Annotated in this window: 5 protein-coding genes; all 5 read right to left on the bottom strand. The window is 42.7% G+C overall.

Annotated elements, in window-relative coordinates; translation table 11 throughout:
- Positions 1 to 61 precede the first annotated feature (61 nt).
- Complete coding sequence (locus AB4238_RS02645; protein ID WP_372031055.1) at positions 62 to 598, bottom strand: thioredoxin family protein; 537 nt, start codon at positions 596 to 598, stop codon at positions 62 to 64.
- 237 nt (positions 599 to 835) lie between these two features.
- On the bottom strand, positions 836 to 1,846 hold the full coding sequence (gene hemB / locus AB4238_RS02640; protein ID WP_371990076.1) for a porphobilinogen synthase: 1,011 nt from the start codon (positions 1,844 to 1,846) through the stop codon (positions 836 to 838).
- 93 nt (positions 1,847 to 1,939) lie between these two features.
- Positions 1,940 to 3,817 (bottom strand): diguanylate cyclase, encoded by a 1,878-nt coding sequence (locus AB4238_RS02635; protein ID WP_372031053.1) that lies wholly within the window; start codon positions 3,815 to 3,817, stop codon positions 1,940 to 1,942.
- Positions 3,817 to 4,611, bottom strand: coding sequence for a TatD family hydrolase (locus AB4238_RS02630; protein WP_372031051.1), 795 nt, complete (start codon positions 4,609 to 4,611; stop codon positions 3,817 to 3,819). The genes AB4238_RS02635 and AB4238_RS02630 overlap by 1 nt, the downstream gene beginning before the upstream one ends.
- Positions 4,611 to 5,132 (bottom strand): hypothetical protein, encoded by a 522-nt coding sequence (locus tag AB4238_RS02625; protein WP_372031049.1) that lies wholly within the window; start codon positions 5,130 to 5,132, stop codon positions 4,611 to 4,613. Before AB4238_RS02625 ends, AB4238_RS02630 begins: the two co-directional genes overlap by 1 nt.
- Between the last annotated feature and the right edge of the window lie 305 nt (positions 5,133 to 5,437).

Raw genomic sequence — 5,437 nt, 5'->3', positions numbered from 1 at the left:
TTAACTGACCGGCATTAGCTCATTAGAGCGGTTTTTTTATGTTTACCAAGGTATTAACTCATTATAGCTTTAGTATATTCGCTAAGTCTTTCTCTAAGCTAACTTTAGGGCTTTCGATGATACGGCCAAGCTCAGCATTGTCTTGCTCAACGATAATGGTCGGAATACGGCCGAACTCATAGTGCTTAGCCAAACCTTGTGGGTCTTCTTTCGCTCTATCAACGCCAATGAATTGCACCGTAATATTCGGGTTATTAACCTGCTCCATAATACGGATGAATCGTGGTGTTTCACGGTGACAATCTGGACACCAAGTACCGATAATAACGGTGATTTCAGTCGGTTCAGTGATAGTTTGTAGTTGTGCTATCGTCGCTTGGTCAGCTTGGTAGTCGCTATACTCTTGGCTGAACCAGTCAAACACATTGAGTTGTTCGTTGGTAACTAATCCGGTTAAGATCACTTCTTGTTTCTCCTCGCTACAAGTGGCCATAAAACCCTCTTGTTGTTCTTCGAATCCGCAACCACTGTTGGCCATACTCTGGCTGCTAAAAAATAAAACTGTGGTGGCAAGTAATGCTTTAACGTTATTGTGCATGATTATACCTATCGCGAGAAGAAATGAATTCAGCTTTATTCAACCATGTCTTAACTAATGGGTGAAGTATGCTCTGGGAGTACTGTTATAGCGATCACTGCAATATTGTTGATTTAGTGGCAGGGCTCACACAATCGAAACTAAGGGTAGGGATGTGTAAACAAACATTGAACTTTTATTTAACTGGAAAATAAAATGCCACTCTATATTGAGTGGCATTTTTGTATTCGATTTTGCTTATTTATCTTCTTTTAACCACTGTGCAGCGCGCTTAGCAAAGTAAGTTAAGATGCCATCAGCACCTGCTCGCTTAAAGCAAAGTAGTGATTCCATCACGATAGCTTTTTCTGCTAACCAGCCATTTTGAATCGCGGCCATATGCATTGCATATTCGCCACTCACTTGGTAGGCAAAGGTCGGTACGGCTAATTCAGTTTTAACGCGGTGAACGATATCGAGGTATGGCATGCCTGGTTTAACCATCACCATATCCGCACCTTCTTGAATATCGAGTGCCACTTCGTGTAATGCTTCATCGCTGTTGGCTGGATCCATCTGGTAGCTATGCTTATTGCCACCTTTTAAGTTGCCAGCTGAGCCTACAGCATCACGGAATGGACCATAGTAGTTAGATGAATACTTTGCTGAGTACGCCATTATTTGAGTATTGACATGGCCTGCGGCTTCTAAGGCTTCACGAATTGCGCCAATACGTCCATCCATCATGTCAGACGGAGCGACAATATCTGCGCCAGCTTCAGCATGGCTTAGTGCCTGCTTAACTAAGATCTCGGTGGTGATATCATTCATGATATAGCCGGTTTCATCAATAATGCCGTCTTGCCCATGAGTAGTAAAAGGGTCAAGGGCTACATCGGTCATCACACCTAGATCTGGAAAAGCTTCTTTTAGCGCACGAACAGCACGTTGTGCTAATGCGTCTGCATTATATGCCTCTTCAGCCATCAGGGTTTTCTTTTCTGAAGGCGTAACAGGGAAAAGTGCAATCAATGGGATCCCAAGTTCTACTAACTCGGCAGCTTCTTTAAGAAGGAGATCGATTGAAAGACGCTCAACACCTGGCATAGATGCAACTTGCTCGGTACGATTGTTACCTTCCAATACAAACATTGGATAAATTAGGTCATTGGCGGTGAGCTGGTTTTCAGACATGAGGCGACGGCTAAACTCATGTTTTCGCATACGGCGCATTCTACGCTGTGGATAGGCACTAGTAATAATATTCACATTCGGCTCCAAACTTATGGTGATGTCAATCTTGCTTAAGGCTTAATCTAGCTGAGAGCTTGCTTGCACTCAATACTTTATCGGGCTCAGGATTTAATCCTGCTGCATTTCAGGGCTATATAGCATTACCCTATTGCGGCCTTCATTTTTTGCGCGATAAAGTGCTTTATCTGCCAGTTCCAATAGCAAGGTTGTATGTTGTTCAGATGAGACGATTTCGACGCTCACTCCAATACTAACCGTTAGCGGGATGGTAACGCCGCCCCAGCTAATCGGCAACTCAAAAATAGCTTTCCTTATTGACTCAGCAACTTGCAAGGCGCCTTCTTGATTCGTGTTCGGTAATATAATAGCAAACTCTTCACCGCCAAAACGTGACACTAGATCGGTTGGTCGCTTTAATTTCTGCTTTAATTCTTCTGCAATAACTCGCAAAGCTTGGTCGCCAGCTAAGTGGCCGTAGGTGTCATTAATCGATTTGAAGTGGTCGATATCTAACATGAGGATTGCCATTGGTGTTTGTTGGCGCCGGCTAATACGTCCCTCTGCGATAATACGTTTGTCGAACGAACTTCTGTTTTTAACCCCGGTTAAACTGTCAATGGTGGTTTGTTCTGTTAACTTTTGATTGGCCTCATTGAGCTCTCTTAGCGCTATCTCTAGCTCTAATGTGCGCTCTTGTACCATCTGCCCAAGTTGCTCACTACTTCTGGCTTCCATACGCAGTGACTCTTCCCGAGTCAGTTTCAGACTTTCTGCTTGCTGCAAAGCTTCCTTTTGGATCTGCATTTTGGCTAGGCGCTCGTCGTTATAACGAATTGCAAGTAGTGCAGCCATAAATACTATTTCGAAACTGAGGCCAAGCATAAAAGGGGTCTTGGTTTGCATATCAAGTTTTAGGTAGCCTAAATACATCAAGCCGGATATAAGCACTCCTAACATCATGCCTGCCCAGCCAACAGCAAAAAGTTTGGCTAGTTTATGGCCGCGAAACCCTTGTAGCAAAGAGATATACATTAACAATACGCAGCTGAGCATGACTGCGCAGATATCCATTTTTAGCGCAAGGTTATAGTCAAGAAATAACCCCATAAATAACAGCAAAACAGAAATTGCAGCACCTGCTCGGCAGATCCTTAACATAGTGCGACTATGATATTTAAGTTGCATCACCTTTTCTGAAAACAAGTAGGCGAATGCCATTGATATGCATAACAGTAGCGGAAAAATAAAGGTCTGAACCACAGGCCAATTTGGCCAGATAAAACGAAAGGCGATGCCGTGCAAGCTTGCAACAAATAAGGTCAGAGAGAGTACGTATCCTGCGTAATAGGTATAACTAAATGAGTGCGAAGTCAGGGCGATGAATAAACTGAAAATACCAATGGCAATGAGTACACCTATCTGAAAGCCATAGAGTAATGAATCTTGCTCTGAGCTCTGGTAGTAGGCGTTATCAGACCACAGTGTCACCGGAAGACTTGCTGAACCGGTTGTACTTATTCTGATGTAAAACGTATGAAAATCATCATTCTTACTGCTAAATGGATATGAAAAGTCATTGCTGATGATAGGACGTTGCGCGAAAGGAATACTGTCACCCATGATGACTTTATTGACTAACCGCTGATGATTGAAGTGATATAATTCTATAAGATCTAGGTGTGAGTTCGCGATTGAAAAAATTCTACTGGCGGCAAATGCCCCATAACTATTAAGGCTGAATTTAACCCAAAATTGCTTGTCTGCTAACCCGCGAGTAATGTCTGGAGATAGTTTATTCCACTTTGTAGAAGACAATCGGCTCACTATGTCTATATCGTCACTCTGGGTTGCTGATGTGATGTAAACCCAATCATTTAAAGGAAGTTTATCTGGAGTATTAATGTCGACTGTTAAAATATTTTCAGCATCCACAACACTTGAGTATACCAAGAGCAGGGTGAAAATAGCGCGATTAATTACCGACATCAATAGGGTAAACCAAAGAATGAGCGACTATTCTGATAAGTTTGTTGTGCAAAATCTTCAACAGATTGCTGCCTGATTTGGGCCACATACTCAGCTATATAGGGCAAGTACTTAGGTTCATTTTTACTTGATTTAGGCTTGGGACGCATGCTTCTTGGTAACAAATAGGGACTATCAGTCTCTACTAAAATGCGGTTGTCTGGGATAAGTGGTACTAGCGCAACTAGCTCTTGTCCTCGACGCTCGTCGCATACCCAGCCAGTGACACCTAAGTGGAGGTCTTGCTCTAAATACGCCGCTAAACTCTCATGGTTTCCAGTAAAACAATGCAACAGTGCAGCTGGTAAGTGTGGGCGATACTCTTTTAAAATCGCCAGAAAGTCTGCATGGGCATCGCGTTCATGCATGAGTACTGGCATTTGAAGCTCCGCTGCTAATTCTAGCTGCTCGGCAAAAGCCTGTCTCTGTTTTGGTCTAGGTGAAAAATCTCGATTATAGTCCAAGCCGCACTCACCAATGGCAACAACGCATTGGGCTAAGCTTAATTGTTTAATCTGTTCGCTACTTTGAGTTGTCCACTCGCTGGCATGATGAGGATGAACTCCTGCAGTTGAATATAGCTGTTCAGGAAATACTGTACAGAGCTCAATTGCTTTGCCGCTCTCTTCGATATGGCTGCCAATGATCAACATTGAAGATACACCGGCATTGGCAGCTTCCGCTACAACGCGATCAACTTCAGTTTCTAACTTGCTGCCAATTAAATTGACAGCAATATCCATAAACTGTGGCATTACTTGAGGCGTTTAACACGGATAGTGGTATTGCGATCTTCCATACCTAAAGTAAACGAACCTAGCGCAGCTTTTTTAATAAAGACCTCTTGTTCAGGCTTTAACTTAAAGCGGCGCGAGTCGGTTTGTTTCCAGACTTGACCATTTGTAAACTCAATCTTTAATGCACCATAAGCGTCTTTTTTTATTTTGCTTACTGTAAGGTGAATAGTGTCTATAGCCTGTTCTTGTTTGCTTTTCTCTAGATTACCGAACTCTTCGACTGCATTTTTTTGTGTGCTAGCTGTACTGGTCAAAACCGCTGCAGAGGAGGAGGCGACTGCAACTGTCTCAGTCGTTGGAATTGGACTGTTAGGGCTACGAGTTGGCAATGAGCTTGCGAGGTTATCATAACAAATAAGACGCTCTAGCTTGTCTTGCACTGCTGCGCATGTGGATAATTGAGATTCGACTGAGGCATGTGCAAAGCTTGATAAAAAAATTGAGGCTGTTGTTATCAGTAAAAGCTGTGGCTTAATCATTAAAAATGTCCTTTTATTATTAGGGGCTGTTGAACTTTCACGGTTGTTTTTACACCAATTTATTGGCCATTTTGGCAAGGCAGAGGCTATGTAGTGTAGTTATTCTCCACAAATAGTCTTTAACGCAGAAAAAATGGCCAAGAATTGCTGTCCTTTGGGTTCGATTCAATGCTTCTATTCTTTTATGACTAGAATGCGTTATGAGCTCTTCACTTAGCTGGCTAAGCTTTATCGCTAAAGCTTTGTACTAGAAGGATTATTCCTTACGGTAAAGAACCGAACAAAAACTAAGCTCGAAAGATCAA

This window comes from Shewanella sp. 10N.286.45.A1 (assembly GCF_041470405.1).
Taxonomy (GTDB): domain Bacteria; phylum Pseudomonadota; class Gammaproteobacteria; order Enterobacterales; family Shewanellaceae; genus Shewanella.
The sequence above is the reverse complement of the archived record's forward strand: the minus strand, read 5'-3'. Positions and strand labels throughout refer to the sequence as shown.

Coding starts and splice junctions, on each gene's coding strand:
- AB4238_RS02630 (WP_372031051.1), bottom strand. CDS start 4,611: ATGCCACAGTTTATGGATATTGCTGTCAATTTAATTGGCAGCAAGTTA.
- AB4238_RS02635 (WP_372031053.1), bottom strand. CDS start 3,817: ATGTCGGTAATTAATCGCGCTATTTTCACCCTGCTCTTGGTATACTCA.
- AB4238_RS02645 (WP_372031055.1), bottom strand. CDS start 598: ATGCACAATAACGTTAAAGCATTACTTGCCACCACAGTTTTATTTTTT.
- AB4238_RS02625 (WP_372031049.1), bottom strand. CDS start 5,132: ATGATTAAGCCACAGCTTTTACTGATAACAACAGCCTCAATTTTTTTA.